The sequence below is a fragment of the Streptomyces sp. NPDC088553 genome (assembly GCF_044752965.1).
Lineage (GTDB): Bacteria > Actinomycetota > Actinomycetes > Streptomycetales > Streptomycetaceae > Streptomyces.
In genome coordinates, this window is the sequence record NZ_JBIVMG010000009.1 from 52,528 (window position 1) to 79,034 (window position 26,507).

24 protein-coding genes are annotated in these 26,507 nt (G+C 71.9%); 11 read left to right on the plus strand and 13 right to left on the minus strand.

What is annotated here, in order from left to right; translation table 11 throughout:
* Positions 1 to 116: 116 nt before the first annotated feature.
* From ACIP8Z_RS28705 to ACIP8Z_RS28735, 7 genes are all read left to right on the plus strand, one after another.
* Positions 117 to 1,226 (plus strand): aliphatic sulfonate ABC transporter substrate-binding protein, encoded by a 1,110-nt coding sequence (locus ACIP8Z_RS28705; RefSeq protein WP_402088443.1) that lies wholly within the window; start codon positions 117 to 119, stop codon positions 1,224 to 1,226.
* A gap of 33 nt (positions 1,227 to 1,259) precedes the next feature.
* Positions 1,260 to 2,054: an ABC transporter ATP-binding protein gene (locus ACIP8Z_RS28710; RefSeq protein ID WP_402088446.1), complete on the plus strand. Its 795-nt coding sequence runs from the start codon at positions 1,260 to 1,262 to the stop codon at positions 2,052 to 2,054.
* Entirely contained in the window at positions 2,041 to 2,943 is a 903-nt protein-coding gene (locus ACIP8Z_RS28715) for an ABC transporter permease (protein ID WP_402088449.1), read from the plus strand. The genes ACIP8Z_RS28710 and ACIP8Z_RS28715 overlap by 14 nt, the downstream gene beginning before the upstream one ends.
* 7 nt (positions 2,944 to 2,950) lie before the next feature.
* Positions 2,951 to 3,694 carry a sirohydrochlorin chelatase gene (locus ACIP8Z_RS28720; RefSeq protein WP_402088452.1) on the plus strand — a complete coding sequence of 248 codons (744 nt, stop codon included), beginning with the start codon at positions 2,951 to 2,953 and terminating at the stop codon, positions 3,692 to 3,694.
* Positions 3,695 to 3,894: 200 nt separating this feature from the next.
* Positions 3,895 to 4,377, plus strand: coding sequence for a hypothetical protein (locus tag ACIP8Z_RS28725; protein ID WP_402088455.1), 483 nt, complete (start codon positions 3,895 to 3,897; stop codon positions 4,375 to 4,377).
* Positions 4,378 to 4,457: 80 nt separating this feature from the next.
* A complete protein-coding gene (locus ACIP8Z_RS28730) occupies positions 4,458 to 5,567 on the plus strand; it encodes a hypothetical protein (protein WP_402088458.1) in 1,110 nt (369 codons plus the stop codon).
* Positions 5,568 to 5,715: 148 nt separating this feature from the next.
* Positions 5,716 to 6,636 (plus strand): D-alanyl-D-alanine carboxypeptidase family protein, encoded by a 921-nt coding sequence (locus tag ACIP8Z_RS28735; protein WP_402088461.1) that lies wholly within the window; start codon positions 5,716 to 5,718, stop codon positions 6,634 to 6,636.
* 104 nt (positions 6,637 to 6,740) lie between these two features.
* On the opposite strand, the gene ACIP8Z_RS28740 is transcribed toward ACIP8Z_RS28735, so the two are convergent.
* From ACIP8Z_RS28740 to ACIP8Z_RS28760, 5 genes are all read right to left on the minus strand, one after another.
* On the minus strand, positions 6,741 to 7,367 hold the full coding sequence (locus tag ACIP8Z_RS28740) for a DsbA family protein (RefSeq protein ID WP_402088464.1): 627 nt from the start codon (positions 7,365 to 7,367) through the stop codon (positions 6,741 to 6,743).
* A gap of 74 nt (positions 7,368 to 7,441) precedes the next feature.
* Complete coding sequence (locus ACIP8Z_RS28745) at positions 7,442 to 7,999, minus strand: DUF1697 domain-containing protein (protein WP_402088467.1); 558 nt, start codon at positions 7,997 to 7,999, stop codon at positions 7,442 to 7,444.
* A 153-nt stretch (positions 8,000 to 8,152) separates the two neighbouring features.
* On the minus strand, positions 8,153 to 9,448 hold the full coding sequence (locus ACIP8Z_RS28750) for an ABC transporter substrate-binding protein (protein WP_402088470.1): 1,296 nt from the start codon (positions 9,446 to 9,448) through the stop codon (positions 8,153 to 8,155).
* A complete protein-coding gene (locus tag ACIP8Z_RS28755; RefSeq protein WP_402088472.1) occupies positions 9,445 to 10,287 on the minus strand; it encodes a carbohydrate ABC transporter permease in 843 nt (280 codons plus the stop codon). Before ACIP8Z_RS28755 ends, ACIP8Z_RS28750 begins: the two co-directional genes overlap by 4 nt.
* Positions 10,284 to 11,228: a carbohydrate ABC transporter permease gene (locus tag ACIP8Z_RS28760; protein WP_402088475.1), complete on the minus strand. Its 945-nt coding sequence runs from the start codon at positions 11,226 to 11,228 to the stop codon at positions 10,284 to 10,286. Before ACIP8Z_RS28760 ends, ACIP8Z_RS28755 begins: the two co-directional genes overlap by 4 nt.
* A gap of 165 nt (positions 11,229 to 11,393) precedes the next feature.
* Between ACIP8Z_RS28760 and ACIP8Z_RS28765 the strand changes: the two genes are divergently transcribed.
* Both ACIP8Z_RS28765 and ACIP8Z_RS28770 read left to right on the plus strand, forming a co-directional pair.
* A complete protein-coding gene (locus tag ACIP8Z_RS28765; protein WP_402088478.1) occupies positions 11,394 to 12,251 on the plus strand; it encodes a phosphotransferase in 858 nt (285 codons plus the stop codon).
* Between the two features lie 47 nt (positions 12,252 to 12,298).
* Positions 12,299 to 13,123, plus strand: a complete 825-nt coding sequence (locus ACIP8Z_RS28770; RefSeq protein ID WP_402088481.1) for an alpha/beta fold hydrolase — start codon at positions 12,299 to 12,301, stop codon at positions 13,121 to 13,123.
* A gap of 19 nt (positions 13,124 to 13,142) precedes the next feature.
* Here the strand turns inward: ACIP8Z_RS28770 and ACIP8Z_RS28775 are convergent, their stop codons facing one another.
* The 4 genes from ACIP8Z_RS28775 to ACIP8Z_RS28790 form a co-directional block, all read right to left on the minus strand.
* A complete protein-coding gene (locus ACIP8Z_RS28775; protein ID WP_402088484.1) occupies positions 13,143 to 13,868 on the minus strand; it encodes a 3'-5' exonuclease in 726 nt (241 codons plus the stop codon).
* An 87-nt stretch (positions 13,869 to 13,955) separates the two neighbouring features.
* Positions 13,956 to 15,239, minus strand: coding sequence for an SAV2148 family HEPN domain-containing protein (locus ACIP8Z_RS28780; protein WP_073906727.1), 1,284 nt, complete (start codon positions 15,237 to 15,239; stop codon positions 13,956 to 13,958).
* Between the two features lie 110 nt (positions 15,240 to 15,349).
* A complete protein-coding gene (locus ACIP8Z_RS28785) occupies positions 15,350 to 16,720 on the minus strand; it encodes a copper amine oxidase (protein WP_402088487.1) in 1,371 nt (456 codons plus the stop codon).
* Positions 16,721 to 16,793: 73 nt separating this feature from the next.
* The gene (locus ACIP8Z_RS28790; protein WP_402088879.1) at positions 16,794 to 17,609 is read right to left on the minus strand and encodes a Tat pathway signal sequence domain protein; all 816 of its coding nucleotides are present in this window, start codon (positions 17,607 to 17,609) and stop codon (positions 16,794 to 16,796) included.
* A gap of 189 nt (positions 17,610 to 17,798) precedes the next feature.
* On the opposite strand from ACIP8Z_RS28790, the gene glgX reads away from it, so the two are divergent.
* Positions 17,799 to 19,919, plus strand: coding sequence for a glycogen debranching protein GlgX (glgX, locus tag ACIP8Z_RS28795; protein WP_319321957.1), 2,121 nt, complete (start codon positions 17,799 to 17,801; stop codon positions 19,917 to 19,919).
* Here the strand turns inward: glgX and ACIP8Z_RS28800 are convergent.
* A complete protein-coding gene (locus ACIP8Z_RS28800; RefSeq protein WP_402088882.1) occupies positions 19,888 to 21,120 on the minus strand; it encodes an MFS transporter in 1,233 nt (410 codons plus the stop codon). The two genes, glgX and ACIP8Z_RS28800, sit on opposite strands and share 32 nt — an antisense overlap.
* Before the next feature lie 90 nt (positions 21,121 to 21,210).
* Here ACIP8Z_RS28800 and treY point away from each other — a divergent pair, with 90 nt between their 5' ends.
* Positions 21,211 to 23,592: a malto-oligosyltrehalose synthase gene (gene treY, locus ACIP8Z_RS28805; protein WP_402088490.1), complete on the plus strand. Its 2,382-nt coding sequence runs from the start codon at positions 21,211 to 21,213 to the stop codon at positions 23,590 to 23,592.
* Between the two features lie 76 nt (positions 23,593 to 23,668).
* Here treY and ACIP8Z_RS28810 read toward each other — a convergent pair whose 3' ends face one another.
* The 3 genes from ACIP8Z_RS28810 to ACIP8Z_RS28820 all read right to left on the minus strand — a co-directional run bounded on the left by ACIP8Z_RS28810 (position 23,669) and on the right by ACIP8Z_RS28820 (position 26,500).
* Complete coding sequence (locus ACIP8Z_RS28810; RefSeq protein WP_402088885.1) at positions 23,669 to 24,154, minus strand: hypothetical protein; 486 nt, start codon at positions 24,152 to 24,154, stop codon at positions 23,669 to 23,671.
* Between the two features lie 102 nt (positions 24,155 to 24,256).
* Positions 24,257 to 25,390 carry a cytochrome P450 gene (locus tag ACIP8Z_RS28815; RefSeq protein ID WP_402088493.1) on the minus strand — a complete coding sequence of 378 codons (1,134 nt, stop codon included), beginning with the start codon at positions 25,388 to 25,390 and terminating at the stop codon, positions 24,257 to 24,259.
* Between the two features lie 177 nt (positions 25,391 to 25,567).
* Positions 25,568 to 26,500, minus strand: coding sequence for a hypothetical protein (locus ACIP8Z_RS28820; RefSeq protein WP_402088496.1), 933 nt, complete (start codon positions 26,498 to 26,500; stop codon positions 25,568 to 25,570).
* Positions 26,501 to 26,507 lie beyond the last annotated feature (7 nt).

Consider the following 26,507-nt stretch of genomic DNA (forward strand, 5'->3'; position numbering starts at 1 on the left):
GATGTGCGTGCTGACCTCGACGCGCCGCATGCGCGGCGCGACCCCGCTCCACCCGCTCCACCCCGAACGACATAGACGCAGACTTCGAAGACGCTGAATCGAGGGGAAAACCTCCCGTGCCTGCCACCACCCGCACCACCCTGCGCCGCGGCCTCGCCGCCGCTGCCGCCCTGCCGCTGCTGATCGGCGCGCTCGCCTCCTGCGGCTACGGCTCCGACGCCAAGAACGACGAGAAGAAGGTGGCCGCCGAGGGCAAGAAGCTCTCCGCCGACACCGTACGGCTCGGGTACTTCCCCAACCTCACGCACGCCACCGCGCTCGTCGGTGACCAGGAGGGCATCCTCCAGAAGGAGCTGGGCGGCACGAAGCTGGTGCCCACCACCTTCAACGCCGGCCCGTCCGAGATCGAGGCGCTGAACGCCGACTCGATCGACATCGGCTTCATCGGCCCCTCGCCGTCCATCAACGGCTACGTCAAGACCAAGGGCACCAACCTGCGCATCATCGGCGGCTCGGCCTCCGGCGGCGTGAAGCTCGTGGTGAACCCGGCGAAGATCAAGACCCTCGACGACCTCAAGGGCAAGAAGATCGCCACGCCGCAGCTCGGCAACACGCAGGACGTGGCCTTCCTCAACTGGATCTCCGAGAAGGGCTGGAAGGTCAACGCCCAGAGCGGCAAGGGCGACGTCTCCGTGGTCCGCACGGACAACAAGGTGACCCCGAACGCCTACGCCTCCGGCGCCATCGACGGTGCCTGGGTGCCGGAGCCGACCGCGTCGAAGCTGGTCAGCGACGGGGCGAAGGTGCTGATCAACGAGTCCGACATCTGGCCGGACAAGAAGTTCGTCATCACCAACATCATCGTGTCGCAGAAGTTCCTCACGGCCCACCCGGACGTGGTCGAGGCCTTCCTGCGCGGCGCGGTGAAGACCAACGAGTGGATCAACGCCAACCCGGACAAGGCGAAGGCCTCGGCCAACGCCAAGCTGAAGAACCTCTCGGGCAAGGCGCTGGGCGCGAAGGTGATCGACGCCGCATGGCCGTCGATCCAGTTCACCAACGACCCGCTGGCGGCCACGCTCCAGGCCCAGGCCGACCACGCGGTGAAGGCCGGTCTCCTGGAGAAGCCCGAACTGGCCGGCATCTACGACCTGAAGCCGCTCAACAAGGTCCTGAAGGCAGCGGGCAAGCCCGAGGTCTCCGACGCCGGTCTCGGCGCGAAGTAACAGTCCGCAGCTGATCCCCAGGAGGTGACGACCATGGCCACGACCACGACGCTCGCCAAGGCCGAGGACCGTGCGGCGGTGACCCATGCCGCCCGCATCGAGCATGTCTCCAAGTCCTTCGGCGGACCCGCCGGCGGGCAGCTCGTCCTCGACGACATCTCGCTCGATGTCGCCCCGGGCGAGTTCGTCACCCTCCTGGGCGCCTCGGGCTGCGGCAAGTCCACCCTGCTCAACCTGGTCGCCGGGCTCGACCGGCCGTCCGCGGGGTCCATCGAGACCCCCGGCGGCCGGCCGGCCCTGATGTTCCAGGAGCACGCCCTCTTCCCGTGGCTCACCGCGGGCAAGAACATCGAACTGGCCCTGCGGCTGCGCGGGGTGCCCAAGACCGAGCGGCGCGAGGAGGCCGAGCGGCTGCTCGACCTCGTCCGGCTCGGTGGCTCGTACGGCAAGCGGGTCCACGAGCTGTCCGGCGGCATGCGCCAGCGGGTCGCCCTGGCTCGCGCGCTCGCCCAGGACAGCGACCTGCTCCTGATGGACGAGCCGTTCGCCGCGCTCGACGCCATCACCCGGGACGTCCTGCACGACGAACTGACCCGCATCTGGCGGGAGACGAAGCTGTCGGTGCTCTTCGTCACCCACAACGTCCGCGAGGCCGTGCGGCTGGCCGAGCGCGTCGTCCTCCTCTCGTCCCGGCCTGGCCGGATCGCCCACGAGTGGACCATCGACATTCCTCAGCCGCGCCGTATCGAGGACTCCGACGTCGCCGAGCTGTCCCTCGAGATCACCGAGCACCTGCGTGGGGAGATCCGCCGTCATGGCCAGCACTGACACCAGTCCGAAGACGCCGACGACGCGGAAGGCCGACGACCTCGCCGGCCTGGAGGCCGGCCTGGACGCGCTGGACAGCGTGCAGATCCGGCGCACCCCGGTCCGCGAGGTCCTGCTCAAGAAGGTCTTCCCGCCGGTCGTCGCCGTCGCGCTGGTCCTGGTGGTGTGGCAGCTGCTGGTCTGGGGGAAGGTCACCGCCGACTACAAGCTGCCCGCCCCGTCCGCCGTGTGGGACAGCCTGACCGTGATGTGGAGGGAGGGGACCCTCCTCAGCGTCCTGTGGACCAGTGTGTCCCGGGCCCTGTACGGGTTCTTCCTCGCTCTGGTCATCGGCACCCCGCTGGGTCTGCTGGTCTCCCGGGTGAAATTCGTCCGGGCGGCGATCGGCCCGATCCTCGCGGGTCTCCAGTCGCTGCCCTCGGTCGCCTGGGTGGCACCCGCGGTCCTGTGGCTCGGCCTCAACGACAGCATGATGTACGCGGTGATCCTGCTGGGCGCCGTCCCGTCCATCGCGAACGGCCTCGTCGCCGGTGTCGACCAGGTCCCGCCGCTCTATCTGCGGGCCGGCCAGACGCTCGGCGCGACCGGGCTCAAGGGCGCCTGGCACATCGTGATGCCGGCCGCGCTCCCGGGCTACCTGGCCGGGCTCAAGCAGGGCTGGGCGTTCTCCTGGCGTTCGCTGATGGCCGCGGAGATCATCGCGTCCTCCCCCGACCTGGGGCTCGGCCTCGGCCAGCTGCTCGAGTACGGCCGCAACAACATCGACATGGCGGGGATCTTCCTGGCGATCATCCTGATCCTGATCGTCGGCATCGCCATCGACCTGCTGATCTTCAGCCCGCTGGAGCGCACGGTGCTCCGCCGCCGCGGCCTGCTGACGAAGAGCTGAGCCTGTCATGAACCGCCCCGTCCTCCTCGTCATCGCCCACGGCAGCCGCGATCCGCGGCACTCGGCGACCGTCCAGGCGCTGGTGCGCCGTGCCGGTGCGCTGCGGCCGGGGCTGCGGGTGGAGACGGCGTTCCTGGACTTCAACCTGCCGTCGGTGCCGGGGGTGCTCGACCGGCTCGCCGCCGACGGCGTACGGGATGTGGTGGCGCTGCCGCTGCTGCTGACCCGTGCCTTCCACGCGAAGGCCGACATCCCCGCCGTACTGCGCCAGGCGCCGCCGTCCCTGCGGATCCGCCAGGCGGAGGTCCTCGGTCCCTCGCCGCTGCTGATCGCGGCGGTGGAGCGACGGCTGTACGAGGCCGGGCTCACGCCCGGCGACAAGAGCACCACCGGGGTCGTCCTGGCCTCGGCGGGCTCCACCGACCCGGAGGCGATCGCGGTGATCGCAGAAACGGCGCGGGAGCTGCGGCGCACCGGTTGGTGCTCCGTGCGGCCCGCGTTCGCCTCCGCATCTCTCCCCCGTACGGAGGAGGCCGTCCGGCTCCTCCGTGCCGACCGGGGCGTCCGCCGGGTGGCCGTCGCCCCGTACGTGATAGCTCCGGGCAGGCTCCCGGACCGGATCGCCGCCGGCGCGACCGGCGCGGACGTCCTCGCGGACGTCCTCGGCCCCTCCCCCGAACTGGCCGCGCTCCTGGTGGAGCGCTACGACGGCGCCCGTGCCACCCGTCTGCCGGTCGCCCGTACCGCCTGAGCCCGGTCGTCCGAAGTTCGGCAATGGAATGCCGAATAGGGACGGCTATACGGCCGAAGCGGAATTCGGAAATCCGCGATCCCATCGCATGGAATAGTCGAGAATCACGCGCCACTAAAACCTCAGATGTTCCTCAACTCCCTTGTTCTGTCACCCCGTTCACCCGGAGGATATTACCGACCGATCAAGAGGGGAAAGAAATGAACATCGCACTTCGCCGGGTCAGTATTTTATCGGCCCCCGCCGTCGTCGCCGCACTGGCCATCGGGACGCTCACCGCGCCCCAGGCCATGGCGGCCGACCGGACCGTCACCGTGAACTGCTCGGCCGCCCTGGGGCCCTCGGCCGACGGCAACGTCCGCACCGTCAGCTACTACGTGGCGAAGACGTCGACGACCTGGAAGCACAAGCAGCGCCTCAACTTCCCGACCAGTCACGGCATCAGCAAGACGCGCCGCGATCTGAGCCACGTCACCTACCTCCTGGACGGCACGACCCGCCGGGGGCACGTCGAGGTGAAGAAGAACGAGGTGGCCTGGGACAACAACAGCTGGGGCATCGCGTCCTGGGGCGTGGGCCGTGAGCCGGTCACCAAGAAGGGCCGCACCCGCCTCGTCAGCCACGGCTGGTACAACATGAACAGCTGGCCGGTCGAGTGCCAGGGCAAGTCTTTCGCTTTCTGAACCCACACCCGCACCAGGGAGCGAGTGAGCGCGGGCGGGCCGGCAGGGCCCGCCCGCGCCCGCGGAGGGAATCCATGAGGATGCGCACACGCCTGGCGGCCGCCGCTCTGCTGATCATCCCGGTCCTGGCCGGATGCTCGGCGGACGACGGACCCACCACCCCGGCCGCCTCCGGGGACCCGGTGGAAAACCGGTTCCTCCTCGTCGAGGGAGACACCGCCGGATACATCACGTTCGACACCGAACAGGAGAAACTGACCGGGTACCGCTCCGACGGCACGCGCGCGTGGACCCACTCCGGATATTTCCCTTCCGATATCCAATGCCTCAACCGATGTCCTGACGCGGTGATCTCCGCACCCGTCTCCGAGAATCCGAGGCAGAAGGAATCGCTGGCGATTTGGAAGTACCGCGGAGAAACCACCGTGAAGAAATTCCCGGCCGGTCGTCTCGATGTGCACTGGAGCTCCGATCCCGACAACTGGATCGCCACCGTCGGCCCGTCGGTCACCTGGTCGGAAGGCGCCCGGAAGCGGTCCCTGGACCTGCCGGGGGAGCTCAGGGACTCGATGGGCACGCAGTCCGCCGACGGACGTTCTCTCGCGGTGTCGGTCGCCACGGGCAACGAGGCCGCCCCGCGCTGGTCCGCCTACCTCTTCGACGTCCCCGGCAGGACGCCCGGCACTCCACGGCTCGCCGTCGACCACCTTCCCGGATCGGTCGGCTGCCTCGACCCCGCGGCCGACCGGGCCGCCACCATCGGCGAGAAGCCCGCCCTCTTCACCCTCGGCTCGGGCCGCAGGGTCCGTGACCTCGGGGACTTCTCCAGCGAGTGCGCCATGTCGCGGAGCACGACGGTGTTCGGCAGCTACGCGGTGGGCGGAGCCGAACAGGACGCCCAGTCCGTCCAGGTGACGGGGAACACCGGGAACCGGACGTCCCGGGCAGGCACTTCGAGCGGAGGCGGGCTCGGCGCCACCAGCGGCTGCGGAGTGTTCCTCTCCGAGGGCAGAATCGCGGCCATGCCTGCCACGGGCGGGGTCGAGCGCTCGGAGGTCCGCGCCGTCGGCCTGCGCGTCCGGCCCGACGGCGACGTCTACGCACTCGCCGCCGACGGCACCGTGACCCGGCACCGGGTCGTCACCGCGGGAGACGGCTGCTCGGTCGACTCCTCGGGCTCCGGCCGCTGACGGTCGTACCGGGTGGCGGTCACGCGCCACTGCTCCGAGCGGCTGAAGCACTGCTCCGACAGGGCGGTGCGAGCAAGTTCACGCCTGTGCCGTGCATCCATCCCACCCTCTCGCGCGTCTTCTGTGCGCCGGGCCATTGCGGGCCCGGATGACATTCGGTTCCTACCAAGGGCAGAAGACTTTGATCACTTCGACACTCGGCGTACGCAGAGCCGTGACCGTCACGGTCACGGCCTCGGCCGTACTGGCCGGCGGCCTCTTCACCGGCCAGGCGTACGCCGCGCCGCCCACCCCGTCGATCACCGCCCAGGGCGGCTTCGTCATGAACAACGGGACGGGCACCACCCTGTTCGGGAAGGCCGCCGACACCCGTCGGTCGACCGGTTCGACCACGAAGATCATGACCGCGAAGGTGGTCCTGGCCCAGCGCGGTCTGAACCTCGACGCCAAGGTCACCATCGACAAGGCCTACAGCGACTACATCGTCTCCAAGAACGCCTCGTCCGCCCGGCTCATCGTCGGGGACAAGGTGACGGTCCGACAGCTCCTCTACGGCCTGATGCTGCCGTCGGGTTGCGACGCGGCCTACGCGCTCGCGGACAAGTTCGGCACCGGCACCACGCGGGCCGCGCGGATCAAGTCGTTCATCGGGAAGATGAACACCGAGGCCAGGAACCTCGGCATGCGCAACACCCACTTCGACTCGTTCGACGGAATAAGCAATGGGAGCAACTACTCCACTCCGCGCGACCTGACGAAGCTCGCGAGCAGTGCGATGAAGAACCCCACGTTCCGCACCGTGGTCGCGACGAAGTCCACGAAGCAGAAGGTGACCACGAAGACCGGCGGCTACCGGTACATGTCGTGGAGCAACACGAACAAGCTTCTGAGCACGTACAGCGGCGCGATCGGCGTGAAGACGGGTTCGGGTCCGCAGGCCAAGTACTGCCTCGTCTTCGCGGCGACCCGCGGCAGCAAGACGGTCATCGGCGCGGTGCTCGCCTCGCCGAGCGAGGCGAACCGGGCGACCGACGTCAAGAAGCTGCTGGACTACGGCTTCGCCAGGTAGGAACGCGATCGGCGGCGACCGGCCCACGACGGCGCCGGTCCCGCCCCGGGCCTGTCTTCCGCTCGTCGGGGGGCAGGCCCCCGCCATGTTCCGCCGGACACCCGTCAGCTGAAGTCGAGGCCACCCGTGCGGGTCCGCTTCAGTTCGAAGAGGTCCGGGTGGCCGGCGAGGACCCGGAAGCTGTCGAAGAGTTCGGCCGCGCGCTCGCCGCGCGGGACGGCCCGCAGCACCGGGCCGAACCACACGGTGCCGTCGACGTGGATCGTGGGCGTGCCGACGTACGCGTCGGCGTCGGGGTCCTTGCCGGCGTCGTGGCTGCGGCGGACGGCCTCGTCGTACGCCGCGTCGTGGGCAGCCCCGGCGAGTTCGGCGGGCAGGCCGAGCTCGGCGAGCGACTCGGCGACCACCGCGTCGAAGTCCTGCCGCTTCTGCTCGTGGATGCGGGTCCCGTACGCGGTGTAGAGCGGGCGCAGGATCTCCTCGCCGTGCCGCTCGGCGGCGGCCGCGGCGACTCTGACCGGTCCGATCGAGGCGTCGACGAGTTCGCGGTACCAGTCGGGCAGGGTGTTGCCCTCGTTGTGCAGGTACAGGCTCATGACCTTGAAGCGGAGGTCGATGTCCCGCTCGCGCTCGACCTCCAGGATCCACCGGGAGGTGATCCAGGCGAAGGGGCAGGCGGGGTCGAAGTAGAAGTCGACGGCGGGGCGGGACACGGTCTCGGTGTGCGTCATACCGAGAAATCTAGCCAGCCGATGGCCTGCCCTCGTGGTCCAATCGCACCCGCTGGGACTGGGCCAGTTCGCGGTCAGCCCTCCCGGGTCATCTCGATGAGCTTGACCACGGTGTTCCAGTTCCGCGCGGTGGCGACGAGCCCCTTCACGACGGCCGGACGGGAGACCATGTCGCCCAGCCGGGACCTCCCCAGACCCTCGGGCACATACAGGTAGAGCACGCGGTCGCCGAGGGCGAAGTCCTCGGGGAGATGGGCCTCGCGGTCGATCGAGGCGAAGCGCCCGGGGTCCACGGGCCCCGAGTAGTAGATGGCGTGGAGCTGCTTGCCCTCCAGCTCGGCGGCCGGGAAGGGGCAGGCCTCGGCCACCGCGGCCAGATAGTCGCCGTCGCGGACGAGGCAGTCGACGCGGAAGCCGAACCGCTCCTCGATCGCGTCCTCCAGCGCGGTGGCGAGCTCGTCCTCCCCGGCGCCGGAGTCGGTGGTGAAGACGGCGTTCCCGCTCTGGAGGTAGGTGCGGACGTTCGTGTGCCCGAGGCCTTCGAGGAGGGTCCGGAGCTCCGCCATGGGGACCTTGCGGTGTCCGCTCACGTTGATGCCGCGGAGCAGCGCCGCGTACGTCGTCTTCGTCATGGGGTCAAATCTAGGCGGGCCACCGCGCCTCGTGGGGGGCGGCGCGGTGGCCGGTTCGAACACTGTCCGATCAGAGGGATCCGCGAGAAGACCCTTCACCCATCTGTGACTTATCCAACAAACTTTCGTAATGCCGAACCTCTGGTGAACGCGTCATTTGCGCTGATAGCGGGCGAGCACCCGGTTGCCGTCCGTCACCAGACGTCTGCGCAGCTCGGCGCCGTCGATGGCGCCGCTGTAGTACTCCTGGAAGGCGGGCGTCGCCACCTTGTCCTTCCACTCCGGGTAGCCGCGGACCGACTGCGCCGGCGCGGGCCGCAGCCGTTCGGCCACCGCGGCTCCGGTCGCCCAGCCGTCCCGGGCGGTGTGCAGCGAGGGGTCGGCGAGCGCGGTCGTGCCGGTGGGCAGCATCCAGTCGCCGCGCGCGAGCCGCACCATGTTCTCCGGGCGCAGGAAGAAGTCGAGGAAGGCGGCCGCCTCCTTCTTGTACGGACTGTCCTCGGCGATCGACAGGGTCTGCGGGGAGACGCCCTGGGCGAGCCCCGCGTCTCCGGCGGGGGCGGGCAGGACCGTCCACTCGAAGCCCTTCGGGGCCTGTTGGGCGATCTGCTGCCGGTAGGCGAAGCCCAGCGGCACCATGGCGTACTTGCCGGCGAAGAAACCGGGGAGGGTGTCGGAGCCGCCGCTGCCGAGCGTGGTGCGCGGGGCCGTGCGGTCGGTGACGACCTGGTCGTGGATCGTGCCGGCGACGACGGCGTCGGCCTCGGTGAAGCGGATGGTCACCCGGCCGTCGGCCTCCCGGTGGAACAGCCGCCCGCCCGCCGAGAGTCCGAGGTTGAGGCTGACGGAGACGGGCTCCTTGAGCGGCCAGGCGACGGCGTACCGGCCGGGGCCCATGGTGCGGGTGAGGTCCTGGGTGATCTGCCGGAACTCGGTCCAGGTCCAGGGTTCCTCCGGGGTGGGGACGCGCACGCCGGAGGATTCGAGGATCTTCCGGTTGGCGATGATCACGCGCGGTTCCTGGAGGAACGGCACGCCGTAGATCCCCTCGCCGAAGGTGGTGGTCTCCCAGCTGCGGGCGGGGATGTCGGCCCGGAGCCGTTCGGGCAGCAGCGGGCGGAGGTCGGCGAGGTCGCCGCCGTAGGCGAAGTCGGCGAGGTCGTCGGAGGCGTCGTGGATGATGTCGGGCGCCTCGCCGCCCTCGAAGGAGGTGAGGAGCTGGTCGTGGACGGAGTCCCAGCTGCCCTGGACGTAGTCGATCTGGACGTCGGGGTGGGTGGCGTTCCACTCCTCCACCAGCTGCCGGTTGGCGTCGACGGACTCCTTCTGCCAGGCGAGGGACTGGAAGCGGAGCCGTACGACCCCGTCCTCGGGCGCGTCGTTCCCCGCCGTGCAGCCGGTGACGAGCAGGGCGAGCGCGGCGGTGAGGGTGAGGATCCGTCGTTTCATGACTTCACCGCCCCGGCCAGCGTCCCGCCGGTGATGCGGCGCTGGAGGAAGCCGAAGACGACGAGGGAGGGCAGGGTGGCGAGGAAGGCCGCGGCGGCCAGCGGGCCGAGGTCGGCGACGCCCTCGGCGCCGAGGAAGTGGGTGAGGACGACCGGCAGGGTCTGCTTCTCCGGGGTCTTGAGCAGGACGAGCGCGAAGAAGAACTCGTTCCACGCGGTGACGAAGGCGAAGAGGGCGGTGGCGACGATCCCGGGGACGAGCAGCGGGGCGGTGACCGAGACGAGGGTACGGAGCCGGCCCGCGCCGTCGACGGCGGCGGCCTCCTCCAGTTCGGCGGGGACGGCCCGGACGTACCCCATCAGCATCCAGAGGGCGAAGGGCAGCGACCAGACCACGTAGACCAGGACGAGGCCGAACACGCTGTTCACGAGGTGCAGGTTCTTGAGGATCAGGAACAGCGGGATGATCACGAGGACGAACGGGAACGCCTGGCTGATCACCACCCAGCCGGTCGCGGCCGAGGCGAGTCTGCCCCGGTGGCGGGCCGTCACATAGGCGAGCGGGGTCGCGACGCCCACCGCGATCACGGCGGCGGCGACCGCGGCGACCAGGCTGTTCCCGGCGGCCCTCAGCAGCGGCTGCTCGTCGAAGGCCTGCCGGAAGTTGGCGAGCGTGGGGTCCTTCGGGATCCAGGTGGGGTGCAGCGAGGCGAGCTCGGGAGCCGGCTTGAAGGCGGTGGAGACCAGCCAGAGGAAGGGGAAGGCGAGGAAGACCAGATACGCGAGGAGGGCCACGTACTGGCCGATGCGCGCGGGTCTGCTCGTCCGGAGGGCGCTCACCGGTCCTGGTCCCCTTTCAGCCGTCGTACGAGGGAGAGGGCGATGAGCACCGAGACGGCGGCGATCATCACGCAGCCCATCGCGGCGGCGTAGCCGAACTGCCCGTAGCGGAAGGCCTCTTCGTAGGCGAAGAGCATGGGGAGCCGGGTCCGGCCGCCCGGTCCGCCGCTGGTCAGCACATAGACCAGGGCGAAGGAGTTGAAGTTCCAGATGAGGTTGAGGGCGGTGATGGCGAGGGCGACCGGCCGGAGCGCGGGCCAGGTGACGACGCGGAAGCGGCGCCAGGCTCCGGCGCCGTCCAGAGCGGCGGCCTCGTGGAGTTCGTGCGGGGTGTTCTGGAGTCCGGCGAGCAGGGCGACGGTGGTCTGCGGCATCCCGGCCCAGACGCCGACGAGGATGACGGCGGGGAGCGCGGTGGCGAGGCCGGAGAGCCAGTCGCGGCCCTCGCCGAGGCCCAGGTTCCGGATCGTCTCGTTGAGGATGCCGGCGTCGGGGTTGTAGACGAGCCGCCACATGATGCCGACGACGACCTCGGGCATCGCCCAGGGAATGATCGCGAGGGCCCGCGTGAGCCATCGGAAGCGGAGCTTCTGGTCGAGCAGGAGGGCGAGGCCGAGGGCGAGCAGGAACTGGGGGACGGTGACCCCGACGGCCCAGACCACGCCGATGCGGAACGAGTCCCAGAACAGGGTGTCGTGCAGGAGGTCCTGGAAGTTGAGCGTGCCCACCCAGCCGGTGGCCCGGGTGCGGCCGGACTGGGCGTCCGTGAAGGCGAGCGCGATGCCGTAGAGCAGCGGGCCGACGCTGAGGACCAGGATCGGCAGCAGTGCGGGGAGGACCAGGAACCAGGCGCCGACATCGGGGCCGCGCGGGCGTGTCCCGTGGGCGGCGCGCGGTGTGCGCGTCCGGCCCGGCCGCTTCGTCGCGGTCAGCGAGCTCACCGATTCGACCCCCGTCCGCCTTCTCCCGGGCTCCGGCCGGGGGACCCGCACCGCCGTGGGAACCCCGCCATGGTGCTGACGGCCCGGGGGGCGGTCAAGGCGATCTGCGCGGTGAGCTGCGTGGATGGGAGACTTTGGCTCAATCACACAGGTAGGGAGAGGTCGATGGACGAGGCGCGGGCGCGGGAGATCCTGGCCGCGGCGGGGGTGCCGGTCGCGGAGGCGCGGCTGCTGGCCCTCGGAGAGAACGCGGTCTTCGCCGTGGGCGATCTCGCCGTGAAGGTGGGCCGGGACGCGGAGCTGTTCGAGCGGGCGGAGCGGGAGCTGGCGCTGGCCGCCTGGCTGGCCGACGCGGAGGTCCCGGCGGTGCGGGCCGCCGAGGAGAAGCCGCGGCTGGTCGAGGGGCACCCGCTCACCTTCTGGCACCGGCTGCCCGAGGCCGTACGGCCCGCGGAGCCCCGTGATCTGGCGCCGCTGCTCCGGCGGATCCACGCGCTGCCGGAGCCGGCGGCCTTCACGCTGCCGCGCCGTGAGCTGCTCGGCGGGGTCGAGCGGTGGCTGCGGCTGGCGGGCGGCGCGATCGACCCGGCGGACGCGGCCTTCCTGCGGGAGCGGCGCGATGCCTTCGCCCCGGCGGCGGCGGCGCTGACGCCGTACCTGACGCCGGGACCGATCCACGGCGACGCGCTCCCCCGGAACGTCCATGTCGGCCCCGACGGCCCGGTCCTGGTGGACCTGGAGACCTTCTCCTCGGATCTGCGCGAGCACGACCTCGTGGTGCTCGCCCTCTCCCGGGACCGGTACGGCCTGGACCCGGCCGCGTACGAGGCCTTCACCGAGGCGTACGGCTGGGACGTGCGGGAGTGGGAGGGGTGCGCGGTGCTGCGCGGGGCGCGGGAGACCGCGAGCTGTGCGTGGGTGGCGCAGCACGCGCCGACGAACCCGAAGGCTTTGGCCGAATTCGAGCGGCGGGTGGCCTCGCTGCGGGACGGCGACCCCGAGGTGCGCTGGTACCCGTTCTGACATCATGTGGTCCTGACCGAACCGGCTTCCGAGAACGGGGTGTTGGGATGCGCGTGGAACTGTCCGAGGTGGCGCTCGACGTCGAGGTGAGCGGCGCGGGACCGGCCGTGCTGCTCGTGCACGGCTTCCCGGACAGCCACCGTCTGTGGCGTCATCAGATCCCGGCGCTGAACGTGGCCGGGTTCATGACGGTCGCCCCGACGCTGCGGGGTTTCGGCGCCTCGGACCGTCCCGAGGGCGGTCCGGAGGCGTACCACCCGGCCAAGCACGTGGGCGATCTGCTGGAGCTGCTGGCCCGGCTGGAGGTCGACCGGTTCCATGTGGTCGGCCATGACTGGGGCTCGGGTCTCGCGCAGGGCATCGCGCAGGTCGTACCGGACCGGGTGGCGAGCGCGACGCTCATGTCGGTGGGCAACCTCGCGGCGATCCTCGCCGCGGGCTGGGAGCAGCGGCAGCGCCTGTGGCACCTGTCGATGTTCCAGCACGAGGGACTCGCCGAGGAGTGGCTCTCCCGCGAGGACTTCGCGCGGCTGCGCGAGATGCTCGACGACCACGCGGAGGCGGAGGCCGTCCTGGAGCCGTTGCGCGCTCCGGGTGGGCTGACGGCCGCCCTCCAGATCTACCGGTCGGGGCTGTCCATCGAGACCCAGCTGGGTGCGCCCCCTGAGCTTCCCCCGCTGTCCGTCCCGGCCATGGGCGTCTGGTCCACCGGCGACCGGTTCCTCGGCGAGCGGCAGATGGTGGACACCGGAGAACACGTCACCGGTCCCTGGCGGTACGAGCGCGTGGAGGACGCGGGTCACTGGTTCCCGCTGGATCAGCCGGAGCGGGTGAACGACCTGCTCCTCTCCTTCCTCAAGGAGCACTCCTAGAGGAAGGGACGGCGGCGTCCTACACCGCCGCCGCGACCGCCTCGCGCAGGGGCCACGTGGAGTCGACGACCGCCTCCGCGTCGCCCTTGCGGCGCAGGAAGGCCTGGAAGTCCTCGGCCCAGGCGCGGTACCAGCCGATCTGGCGCTCATGGAGCTCGGCCGGGTTCAGCTCGGCGACCTGGCGGTGCCGCTCGGCTATCGCGACGGCGACCCGGACGGCGGCGAGCGCGTCGGCGGCGGCCTGGTGGGCGGCTTCGAGCACCACCCCGTACTCCCCGCAGACCGCTTCGAGGTTCCGCTTGCCGCGCCGGTAGCGGTCGACCGCCCGGTCGATGGTGTACGGGTCGACGACGGGCCCGATGGGGACCCCGCCGAGCCGCTCGCTGAGCGAGGGCAGTCCGTGCCGGCGCAGCTCGGCGGAGAGCAGCGTCAGGTCGAAGGACGCGTTGTACGCGACGACCGGGACGCCGTCCTCCCAGTACGCGGCGAGGGCCTGCGCGATCTCCTCGGCGACCTCGCGCACCGGCCGGCCCTCGGCGGCCGCCCGCTCGGTGCTGATGCCGTGGATCGCGGACGCCTGTTCCGGGATGCGGATGCCCGGGTCGGCGAGCCAGTCCCGCCGACGTGTGACGTGTCCCCCGCCGTCGACCTCGATGATCGAGGCCGTCACGATCCGGGCCTCCAGCGGTTCGGTGCCGGTCGTCTCCAGGTCGAAGCCGACCAGCGTCTCGCCGTGCCAAGCCATCGGGTCCTCCTTACGTGATCTCCCCCGTGGTGCTGACCACCCTCGCACGCACCACTGACAACGCCTCCGGTGTCCCCCGTCGGAGGGTCAGGAGACGGGCCGGGAGTCGAGCCAGACGGACTCGAACTCCTCCCGGTATGTCTCGAAAAGTCCGTGATCGCCGTCACGGATGCCCTGGCCGTGCCGCACCACGTTCCGCCCGCCGCCGCGCAGGACGAGGACCGGTGCCTCCATGCCCCGGGCCCGGCGCAGATAGGACTGCACGACGCCGACCCCGTCCGGTCCGTCGCCGTCCACCAGATAGGCGGTGAAGCGGGGCGTCTCGTCGAAGACGTGGATCTGGAAGGCACCCGGGTCGCGGAGCTTGGAGCGGACCCGGCGCATGTGGAGGATGTTCATCTCCACCGAGCGGCTCAGCTCGCCCTTCTTGAGACCGAGTTCGCGCTCACGGCGCTTCACCGCGCTGCTCGCGGGGTTGAGGAAGAGGAGCCGGGTCCGGCAACCGGACTCGGCCAGCCGGACCATGCGGCGCCCCGAGAAGTTCTGCACGAGCAGATTGAGACCTATGCCCGTGGCGTCGAGGCGACGGGCTCCGCCGAAGAGGTCCTCGGCCGGCAGCTGCCGCTGGAGCCGGACCCGGTCGGGGTGGACGGAGACCACGTCCGCGTACCGGTCCCCGACGAGGTCCTCGACCGCGTCCACGGGCAGCCGGTCGGCGGAGGGCACCCCGGCGCCGCTGCCGAGGATCTCCAGGATGCGGGCCGAGGCCCGTTCCGACTGGGCGAGGACGGTCAGCGAGAGCGCCCGGTTGCGGGAGACCACGTTGCGCGTGACCTCCAGCTCGTCGAGGGCGAGCTCGACCTCGCGCCGGTCGTCGAAGTAGGGCTCGAAGCAGGGCCAGTGCTGCACCATCAGCTCACGCAGCTGCGGCAGCGTGAGGAAGCTGAGGACGTTGTCGTCGGCCGGGTCGAGCAGATAGCCCTTGCGGCGCGACACCTCGCGCACGGCGACCGCCCGCTGCACCCACTCCTGGCCGGCGGGGCCCGCCGCGGCCACCACCCACTCCTCGCCGTGCACGGGCTCGTACACGGGCCGCAGGACGGCCGCGACCACGGCGCGGAGCCGCTGCTCGACGAGGTTCAGCCAGATGTAGGCCCGTCCGGCGCGCTGGGCGCGGGTGCGGACCTCGCTCCAGGCCTCGGCGTCCCAGTCGAGCTCGGCGCCTATCTCCACCGGCCGGGCCACGGTGACCGTCCCGGGCGGCACGGCGCCCGGTGGCGCGACCGCGCCCGGCGGGGCCTCGGCGGGGCCGGCGGGACCCTTCTCCTGACCCGGATCCCCTGGGGGCAGCTCCAGACCTCCCGAGCTCACCCGCGCACCGCCTTCTGCTCCTGGACGCCCGTGTCGACCGGTCCGACAACGATCAAGGAAGGGTACTCCGCGAGCGGGAGGCGGTGCAGCAGGATCGTCAGGCTCCTTCCTCAACTCCCCAGATCGGGCTGCCCGTTCTGAGAGGCGAGATCGGACGGAGTGAGCGGATTCATAGCGGTTACGTCCCGGGGGGCGAGCTGGAAGCCCTGCCAGTGGACCGGCATGGGCTGCTGGTCCTCGTCCCGGGCGATGTGGTGGAACCCGATGTTGACCCAGACGGACGGCTTGGTCAGGGTCTCACCGTTGACCCATTTGTCCACGCTGTCGCCGGCGTTGGGCGCGCAGTTGCCGATGTTGTTGCTCGCGAACTTCTCGCAGGCGCGCGCCTGCGTGAAGTACACGTCGTGCTTGGTGAAGCCGCGTCCCGCGTGGGTGTCGGTGTGGCCGGGGACGATCTCGTACGAGCGCTCGTGACCGTCGGCGTTCTTGCCGGTGCCGCTGACCACCCGCCACCAGCGCATGTTCTTGGCGTCGCCGGCGAGCTCCTTGGTGACGACGGTGCGCTTGGTCTTCACGGTCGGTCCGCCGCCGCCCGGGGCCGGCGCGGTGACGGTGGAGTCGAACTGCTCGACGCGGTCCTTGGTGGAGCCGTCGAGACCGAAGTCGAGCTTCCAGAAGACGTTGTGGGCGTGGCTGGTGGCGTAGGCGCGGGAGCCCTTGCCGATGGGCCAGCCGCGGCCGTCGGTGGCGTTGTAGTCGACGGGCGAGAGGCTGCCGGTGGCACCGACGTTGGCGCCGATGGTGCCGTCGGCGGAGAACCGCCATTCGGAAATGTACTCGTACCAGCCGACCTTGTTCACGGTGTAGACGAGGAGGTCCTTGGCCTGCGCCTGGTACACCTTGCTGCCGTTGTCGCTGGCCATGCGGTAGGCGTGGCCACGCGCCCGCGTGGTGGTGCACAGACCCTTGACCTGGCCGACCTCGGGCACCTTGACCGTGGTGAGGGTGCCGCCCGGGCACTCGGCCGGCTTGAGGTTCTGCAGGCCCCAGCCGAAGCCCGCTCCGGTGAGGTCGTCGTACTCGGCGACGCCGTCGTCGTAGGGCACATGGATCTGGGCGAGCCGGGCGCTGGTGAGGACCTTGATCGGGGCGGCCGCGCCGGGCGGCTGGTAGGTCACCTTGTCGAGCGTGAGCCCGGCGTCGGTGTCGTAGCGCCAGCACATGCGCCAGGTGGCGCCGCCGTCGAGCTTCTGCGTGATGCGGTAGGCGTTGGAGCAGTCGGCCTCGGGCGTGACGGGCGCGCGCGTCGGGGACGGCGGCGGCACCACGGGGTTGCGCGTCGGGGCCGGTGCGGGGGCCGCGGTGGCCCCGGTCGCCGGGCCGGTGGCGGCGGTCGCGGTGCCGAGCAGGACGGCAGCGGTCAGGACGGCGCCGCGGGTGCGCGGCTTCCGCCGGGTGGACAGGGTGTGCGGGGTGGACATGGGGACGTGCTCCCTCGTACGGAGATCGGCCCGCCGTCCGCGAGGGGCGGCGGGAGAGGACCGGCGGCGGTGGTCAGCCGACGCGGGTGACGGTCCTCGCGGAGAGGTCGACGATCAGGTCGCGGGTGTCGATCCAGGCCCCGTTGAGGACCTTGGTGACGAGCCGTACGCACCGGTGCTCACCGCAACGGGTGAGCTGCGCGGGCACGTTCGCCTCGCGGTAGGTGCGGTAGAGGTCGCCGTTGAACCACAACTGGGCGGTGGAGGTGAGTTCCTTGCCGGTGGCGTCCTTGTAGTCCTCCTTGACGCCCCTCCCGAGGGGGCTCGCGAGGATCAGCTCCAGGGCCTCGCGCAGCTCCTCGGGGTGGGCGGAGGGCTGGACCCCGCGTTGCGCACCGGACTTCTCGACCTTCCCCGTGGTGAGGTTGACGGTCCGGGTGATGAGCTCGTCCCGGCCGTAGTCGTAGAAGCGGACCTCGGCGCGGCGCGTGCCGTCCCCCGGCAGCGGGTCGGCGAGGCCGGTGCCCAGGTGCTGGGGTCCCCGGCCGCCCTCGACGTTCTGCTGGGCCGCGGCGCCGGGCGGGGTCAGCGCCAGCGTCTCGGCACGCGCGAGCTCGTCGTCGGTGAGCGGGTCGCTGCCCACGCCCTTCTCCCCCTCGGCCGCCGCGGGGGCCACGGTCGCCGGCGGGGGCGCGCCGCCCTGCGCCTGCGCGTCGGCTCCCCGCGTTCCGTCCGTGCCCTGCTGTCCGGTCGAACCGGCGGCTCCGGCCGACCCCGCGGTTCCGGCCGCCCCCACCCCGACGGCGGCGCGGCCGCCCGGCGTGTCGTCCGCCCCCGCCGAGCCCGGCAGGCTGATCGCGACCGCGACGGCGGTTCCCGTCACCGCCATGGCCGCTCCCGCCACCACCTTCCCCAGGTGGCGGCGCGCTATTTCGTACACACTTCCCCCTCATTCCCCCTCTAGGTGTGCGGTCACCCGGTAGGACGGGGCGAAGTCCTAGGAGGTTGCGCCTCTTTCGGGCAGGATTCGGCCGAAGAACAGCTATAAAACCCGGACAGAAGAGGAAGAGTCGTATCCATGCAGGTCTGGCCGGGACAGGCGTACCCCCTGGGCGCCACCTATGACGGAGCGGGAACCAACTTCGCGGTCTTCTCGGAGGCCGCCCACAGGATCGAGCTGTGTCTGCTTCACGACGACGGCTCGGAGACGGCGGTGGAGCTGCGTGAGACCGACGCGTTCGTGCGGCACGCCTATCTGCCGGGCGTGATGCCCGGTCAGCGGTACGGGTTCCGGGTGCACGGCCCGTACGCCCCGGAGCGCGGGCTCCGCTGCAACGCGGCGAAGCTGCTCCTCGACCCCTACGCGCGCGCGGTGTCGGGGCAGGTCGAGTGGGGCGAGGCGGTGTACGGCTATCCCTTCGGGAAGCCGGACGCGCGCAACGACCTCGACTCTGGGCCGCACACGATGACCTCGGTCGTGGTCAACCCGTACTTCGACTGGGGCGACGACCGGCGGCCGCGCACCGAGTACCACCACACGGTGATCTACGAGGCCCATGTGAAGGGCCTGACGATGCTCCATCCGGACCTTCCGGAGGAGCTGCGCGGCACGTACGCGGGTCTGGCGCATCCGTCGGTGATCGGGCACCTCAAGGAACTGGGCGTCACGGCGCTCGAACTGATGCCCGTTCACCAGTTCGTGAACGACCACCGACTGGTCGACGCGGGGCTCTCCAACTACTGGGGCTACAACACGATCGGATTCTTCGCGCCGCACAACGCGTACGCGTCCTGGGGCGACCGGGGTCAGCAGGTCCTGGAGTTCAAGTCGGCGGTACGGGCGCTGCACCAGGCGGGCATCGAGGTCATCCTGGACGTGGTCTACAACCACACCGCCGAGGGCAACCACCTGGGCCCGACGCTCTCCATGCGGGGCCTGGACAACCCCTCGTACTACCGGCTCGCGGACGACCCCCGCTACTACATGGACACCACCGGCACCGGAAACTCGCTGCTCATGCGCTCGCCGCACGTGCTCCAGCTCATCATGGACAGCCTGCGGTACTGGGTGACCGAGATGCACGTGGACGGTTTCCGCTTCGACCTGGCGGCCACCCTGGCCCGACAGTTCCACGAGGTGGACCGGCTGTCCTCGTTCTTCGACCTGGTGCAGCAGGACCCGGTGGTCAGCCAGGTGAAGCTGATCGCCGAACCCTGGGACGTCGGCGAGGGCGGCTACCAGGTGGGCAACTTCCCGCCGCTGTGGACCGAGTGGAACGGCAAGTACCGGGACTGCGTACGGGACCTGTGGCGGGGCGAGCCCCGCACCCTCGCCGAGTTCGCCTCCCGGCTGACCGGCTCCTCCGACCTGTACCAGGACGACGGCCGGCGGCCGCTCGCCTCGGTCAACTTCGTGACCTGCCACGACGGTTTCACCCTGCGGGACCTCGTCTCGTACAACGACAAGCACAACGAGGCGAACGGCGAGGGCAACCGGGACGGCGAGAGCTACAACCGCTCCTGGAACTGCGGCGTGGAGGGCGAGAGCGAGGACGTCGGGATCGCCGAGCTGCGCGCCCGCCAGAGCCGTAACTTCCTTGCCACCCTGATGCTTTCGCAGGGGGTGCCGATGCTCAGTCACGGCGATGAGTTCGGACGCACCCAGGGCGGCAACAACAACGCGTACTGCCAGGACAACGAGGTGTCCTGGGTGCGCTGGCCGAAGGAGAACGCCGAGGCGGAGGCGACGCTGCTCCGCTTCACCCGGGCGATGGTGCGGTTGCGCCGGGAGCATCCGGTCTTCCGGCGCCGCCGCTTCTTCCACGGACGGCCGGTGGAGGGCACCCACGACGAGCTCACCGACATCGCCTGGTTCACGCCCGAGGGCGAGGAGATGACGTCCCGCGACTGGCAGGCGGCGCACGCCCAGGCGCTGACCGTCTTCCTCAACGGCAACGCCATCTCGGAGCCGGGCACCCAGGGCGAGCGGATCGCGGACGACTCGTTCCTGCTGATGTTCAACGCCTCGTCGAAGGAGCTGGAGTTCGCGGTCCCCGACAGCCACGGGACCCGCTGGCGCACGGTGGTGGACACCTCCGATCCGGAGGGGATGCCACCGCAGGAGGGCCCTGAGCTCGTGGGCGGCGAGCGGGTGACCCTCGCGCCGCTCAGCCTGACCGTTCTGCGCCGGCCGGCCTGAGTTCCGGTACGGGACCGGGCGCCGCCGCCCGTACCGTCCAGGACAGCAGCGCGCAGGCCACGGCCGCCCCCACCGCCACCGCGAAGGCGGCGGGGGCGCCGTGGCCTTCGGCGAGTCGGCCCGACACGGCCAGGGCGAGGGCCTGACCGGCCACGATCCCACTGGTGAGGAAGGCCATGGACTCGGCGAGCCGGGCGGCCGGCACGGTCCGCTCGGTGAGCCCGAAGACGGTGATCAGGTGCGGGGCGTAGGCGGCCCCGAGGACCACGACGACCGCGTACAGGGCGCCGAGGGAGCCGACGAACAGCAGTGGAACGGAGAGGACGACCAGCGCCGCGGTCGCCGTGCGCCAGCGGGTCGTCAGCCCGATCCGGGCGGGCACGGCCGCCAGGGAGAGACCGACGGCGGCGCTCATCACTCCCATGGCGGCGTAGACGAGACCGGCCTGGGCGGGCGCGCCGAGCTCCTCGGTGAGCGCGGTGATCCCGGCCTGAGAGGCGCCGAACATGGCGCCCTGGAGGACCATCGTGCCGCGCAGGGCGTACGCGGATCCCGGCAGCCGCGTCCGTTCGGCGGCGCCCGTACGGGTGGACGCCGGCGGCTCGGGAAGGGTGGCCCGCGCCGTCGGATGGAGGGCGAAGGCCGTACCGAAGACGGCGAGCAGGAGCGCCGCCAGGAGGAGCGCGGCCGCCGGGTGGGCGACGGCGGCGGCGAGGCCGACGCAAGCCGGGCCGAGGACGAAGGACACCTCGTCGAGGGTTCCCTCGAAGGAGAGCACCGTGCCGACGGTCCGGTCGTCGGCGCCGGAGCGGCGGGCGAGGGCCACCGAGCGGGTCCGGGCGAGCGGCCCGATCTGGGGGACGGTCGCCCCGGCGAGCCCGCCGAGGACCATCAGCCAGGCCGTGGGGGCGTGGGCCGGCGCGGCGAGGACCAGGGCGGTGACGGCGACGGCGTTGGCGAGGGAGGCCACGAGGACGACCCCGCGCTGACCGTGCCGGTCGGTGAGGCGTCCGATGACCGGCCCGCCGACGGTCTGCCCCGCCGCGAGCGCCCCGCCCGCCAGGCCGGCCGTGGCGAGGGAGCCGCTCGTCTCGGCGACCAGGAGCAGGCTGCCCAGCTGGCACATGGCGGTGGGCAGCCGGCCGAGGAAGGAGACGACGGGCAGGGCCGGGCCGAGCAGGGAGAGCGTGTCGCGATACATCCGGAGCATCGGGCGAACGTAACGCGATGCACACGAACGGGTGCATGGGGCGATGACACAGAAGCCCTCCCGCGGGGTACGTACGTTCGCATGACCTCCCTCCCGTCCGGCCCGACCTCCCTCCCGTCCGGTTCCGACTCCTCCCCGCCCGCGCTCCCCACCGCCACCTACCGGCTCCAGCTCCAGCCGGAGTTCCCGTTCGCGGCGGCCGAGCGGGCCGTGCCGCACCTCGCGGGCCTCGGGGTCTCGCACCTCCACCTCTCGCCCATCCTGGAGGCGGTCCCCGGCTCGAGCCACGGCTACGACGTCACCGACCACCGGTCCGTGCGCGCCGAGCTCGGCGGCGAGGAGGGGCTGCGGTCCCTCGCCGCGACCGCGCGGGCGCACGGGCTCGGCCTCGTCGTCGACCTGGTGCCCAACCACATGGCGGCCTCCGCCCGGCACAACCACGCGCTGCGCGCCGTGCTCCGCGACGGTCCCGCCTCGCCGTACGCCCGTTGGTTCGACATCGACCGGTCCGCCGGGGACGGCCGGCTGCTGCTCCCGGTGCTGCCCGCGCGGCTCCCGGAGGTGCGGGACCGGCTGCGGGTCGCGGACGGATGCCTGCACCTGGACGGCCAGGACTTCCCGCTGCGGCCCGGCACGGAGGGGCTGCCGCTCGACGAGCTGCTCGACGCCCAGTGGTACCGGCTCGCCTGGTGGCGGCTCGCCCGCACCGAGCTCAACTACCGGCGCTTCTTCACGATCTCGGATCTGATCGGGGTACGGGTGGAGGACCCCGAGGTGTTCGGGGCCACCCACGCGAAGATCGTGGAGCTGGTCCGGGACGGGGTGGTCGAGGGGCTGCGGATCGACCACCCGGACGGACTCGCCGACCCCCAGGGCTACTTGGAGCGGCTCGCCGAGGCCACCGGCGGTCACTGCTGGACGGTGGTCGAGAAGATCCTCACCGGTGCGGAGACCCTGCCTGCCGCCTGGCCGGTGGCCGGCACCACCGGGTACGACGCCCTGCGGCACGTCGACGGGGTGTTCACCGACCCGGTCGGCGCCCACGAGCTGACGGACCTGTACCGGGAGTTCGTCTGCCGGGCGGGCGACAGGGGCGGCCGCTGGGAGGCGACCGAGCGGCGCGCCGCGTACGAGGTGGTCGGCCACGACCTGGCCGCCGAGACGTCCGTCCTGACCCGCATCGCGGAGCGGATCTGCGCCGCCGACCCCGCCCTGCGGGACCACGCGCCGTGGGCGCTGCGCACCGCCGTCCGCGAACTCCTGGTCCGGGTCCCGGTCTACCGCCCCTACCGGACCGGCGGCGAGGAGGTGCTGACCCCGGAGGCGGCGCGCGGCGCGAAGGCGGCCTTCGCGGTGCCGGAGGAGGCCGCCGCGGTCGACGTCGTACGGGACCTGGCGCTCGGCGCGCTCGGTGACGGGCCCGAACACCGGGCGTTCCGGGCCCGGTTCGCCCAGACCTCGTCGGCGCTGCGGGCCAAGTCCGTGGAGGACACGGCCTTCTACCGGTACACCCCGCTGCTCTCGGCGAACGAGGTCGGCGGGGACGCGGGGCGCCCGGCGGTGCCGGTGGACGAGTTCCACGCGTACTGCCGGCGGATCTCACAGGACTGGCCGGGCACCGGCACCGTCCTGTCCACGCACGACACCAAGCGCAGTGCCGACGTCCGGGCCGCGATCGCGGTCCTCTCGCAGTGCCCGCAGGTGTGGGTGGATCTCCTCGCCGAGGTCGCGGGAGTGCCGTCGCCGGACCCGCACGTGGCCTGGACGGCCTGGCAGACCGCCTTCGGCTTCGGCGCCCCCGACCCGGACCGGCTCGGCCCGGCGATCCTCAAGTCCGTGCGGGAGGCGGGGCTCCGGACCAGCTGGACGGAGCCCGACACGGAGTACGAGCGGGCGGTGGAGGAGTTCGCGGCGGCCGGTCCCGGCCGCATCCCGCTCCGGGCGGCTTCGGAGGCGGCCTTCGCCCTGGAGCCGCACATCCGGGCGCACGCGCTGGGCGCGCTGCTCACGCAGCTGACGATGCCGGGGGTGCCGGAGCTGTACCAGAACACCGAGCGGGAGTACCGGGCCCTCGTCGACCCGGACAACCGGGCCCCGTTCGCGATCGGCGCGGACGACGACCACACGGCCCTGGTGCGGGCGGCGCTGCGACTGCGGCGCGAGCGCCCCGCGGCCTTCGGCGCCAGGGGCACGTACACCCCGCTGTCGGCGGAGGGTCCGACGGCCGCCCACTGCCTGGCCTTCAGCCGCTCCGACGAGGTGATCACCGCTGTCACCCGGCTGCCGCTGCGGCTCTGGGAGGCGGGCGGCTGGCAGGACACGGAGCTGGTCCTGCCGGAGGGCCGCTGGGCCGATGTCCTGGACGGTGTGCGGGAGTTCATCGGCGGCCCGGCGACGGAGCTGAAACTGGCCGAGCTGTTCGCGGAGCGGCCGGTGGCACTGCTGGCACGTCTGCACGACTGAGGGACTGACCGGCCGAGGGGCTGCGGGCCGCGGGCCGCGGGGCCCCGGGGGGTGAGCCCCGGGGTCCCGCGGAGGGTCAGGAGCGGGAGGCTCGCGAGACCTCGCACTTGGTGTACTCGGAGCCGTCGCCGGTTCCGGGGTAGGCGGTGGTGAGGTCCTCGTTCACGGAGGCGCCCGCCGCGACCTTGATGGCGGTCTTGGTGGCGCTCGCCGGTACCGCGCTGCCGGCCGCGTCGCCCTTGAACTTCATGGTGACGGTGTAGTCGTAGTCGAGCACGCCGTCGTTCTTCACGGTGACGCGGGCGACGAGGTTCTTGGTCGCCGCGTCGTACCTGCACTCGTTGATGGTCACGTCGCGGATCGCCTTGTCGGCGCTGCTGGAGCCGCCGGGAAGGGAGCCGCCGGAGGTGCCACCGGAGGTGCTGTCGTTGTCGCCGTTGTGGTTGCTGCTGCTCGAACTGCCGGAGCTGCTGCTGCCGCAGCCGCCGCCGTGCGAGCCGCGGGCACCGGTCAGGGCGACGACCGCGATGCCGAAGACAGCGATCGCGCGGACATGACGCATCTTCACGTTTGAATCCCCGTTGAAAGTGGTACAGAAATAGGCGCTCTTGACGAGCGCACGTCACCCTAGCAGCGGGGGACGGCCACCTCTCCCCCTCCGGGTTCAGCCCCCGGGACGGACGATCAGGGTCCGCGGCGCCCGGGTGATGAGACCGGCCCACACCGGCCGGAAGCCGTCGGCGAGGCGGAGCCGGGGCATGGCCGCGAACAGCGCCCGCAGGGCGTACTCGGCCTCCAGTCCGGCCAGGATCACGGCCGGGCAGAAGCCGCTGCCGTAGGTGAGCTGGCCCGGGTCGTCGCGGAGCGGGTCGAAGCGGTCGGGCTCGCGGAAGCGCTCCGGGTCGCGGCCGGCCGAGCCGACGAGCAGGGCGACGGACGCGCCCGCGGGGAGGACGCCGCCGCTGACCGGGACCTCGGCGGCGGTACGGCGCACGGCGATCTGCACGGGCGGGTCACGGCGCAGCGACTCCGCCCAGGCCCGGCTCACGAGGCCGGCGGGGGCGTCGCGCAGGGCGGCGACCTGGTCCGGGTCCGAGAGGACGTTGCCGAGGAAGGAGGCGAGGGCCTTCTCCCGTACGGCGATCTGGCCGCCGCACTCCCCGGCGAGGGCTCCGGCGGCCCGGCCGCGTACCAGCCGCATCATGTCGCGGTAGGGCACGCCGACGGCGGCGGCGACGGTTCCGGCGGGGAGCCAGTGGCAGAAATCGGCGACCAGGTCGGCCTGGGGCCGCTCGGCGATCCGGCGGGCCAGGACGTACGCCGTCCGCTCGGTGACCGAGCGGAGGGCGGCCACGTCGACGTCGACGTGGGCCCGCGCGCACGGCGGGTCGCCGGGCCGGTGCCCGTGCGTGAAACGGCGGTCGGTGAGGGCGGTGGCCACGTCCGCGTACCGACTGAGCACCCAGGCCCGCAGCAGCGGGTCGTACGTGAGCGGGAACTCCTCGCGCAGGGTCCGGTGGATCCCGTGCGGGTCGCGCGAGGCACCGGGGTCGAGGGGGCTCGGCGCGACGACCCGGGCCCCGGGCGGGACGCCGCCGCCGGGCACGGTCCGCACGGGCGCCGCCAGCGGCGCGAGGCCGCCCGGCACCACGGCGCTCACACCCTCGCCCGCCCGGCCGCCGGCCGGGGGCGTCGCGGGTGCCATGGACGGCAGCCGGGTCCAGGGATCCCCGGGCTGCGCCTCCGGCCGGTCGTTCCCTTTGCCTCGGCCCGGCTCGCGGTTCTGCTCGTGGCTCATCGCGCCCCCTGTCGATCGGCGGTGGGTGCCGCGGCCGGAGATCGTGGCGCGCGTCCCCCCAGCCCATCACCGCCCGCGCCGCACCGCCCGCCGCATGCCGCCGAACGGGTGAACGCCGCCGAGGCGGCCGGACGGGGCGGCACGGCTCCACGGGGCCGGGGTGGGCTCCCCCGGAGCTCAGCCCGCGGGCCACTCCTGGCCGGCGGTCACCTCCCGGCGGATGCTCTGCCACTCGGCCTCCCCACCGGGCAGCGGCCAGGCCCAGGTGAGCTGTTGCTTCGTGTTCAGGTCGTGGAGGAGACGGGCCAGCTGCGGGCCGGCGGTGGCGGCGCCGTCGGGGACGGTGGGACCGTGGACGGCGCGGAGCTCCGCGAAGCGTGCCAGTTCGTCCTCGTAGAACTCCGCGGCCTCCTGGGTGCGTGCGGCCAGGTCGTCACGCGGCACCGTGCGCTGCAGCTGCAGCACCGGAGGGTCGACGGATTCGGCGATCGCCGCGGCGAGCCGCGCGTGACCGTCCAGGATCAGATGGCAGTCCAGGCCGCTGACCCACCACAGCAGCACGGGTGGGAGCGTCCCTTCCCGGGCCTGCTTGCGGTACGCCTTGACCCGGCTGTCGTCGGAGGCGGGCATCGGCCGGAGCGGAAGGACCTCCCACGCATGAGAATGGAGGAACCACTCGATGTAGCCGTCCGGATGGCCGTCGACGAGCATCGAGCTCCAGTGCTCGGCGTGCGAGGTGTCGGCGTGGCGCCATCGCGGGAGCGGGCTGTCGCATGAGAGCAGCCATCGGCCCTCGTGCAGCGGACTTCCCTGCGATTCGTCGAGGTACCGGGCGATGTGATGGGCCCACCGTTCCGGGCTGCCCGCCAGGGCGCGCGCCGTATCGGCGCGCAGGGGCGGGACGACGGAGCGGTACGCGTCGGTGCGCCAGAAGTCCACGCCGTCGAGGTGTTCGTCGACGACGGCGAGCAGAACCGGCCGCGCCCGCTGGGAGATCAGCAACTGCTGCCCGGCACTGAACACGCACAGCCCGGGCTGGTCGCGGTCCCGCACGTCGAGTGACAGGCCCGCCCAGGTGCCGTCGCCCCGGGTGACATCGTTCCGCTGCATGCCGAGA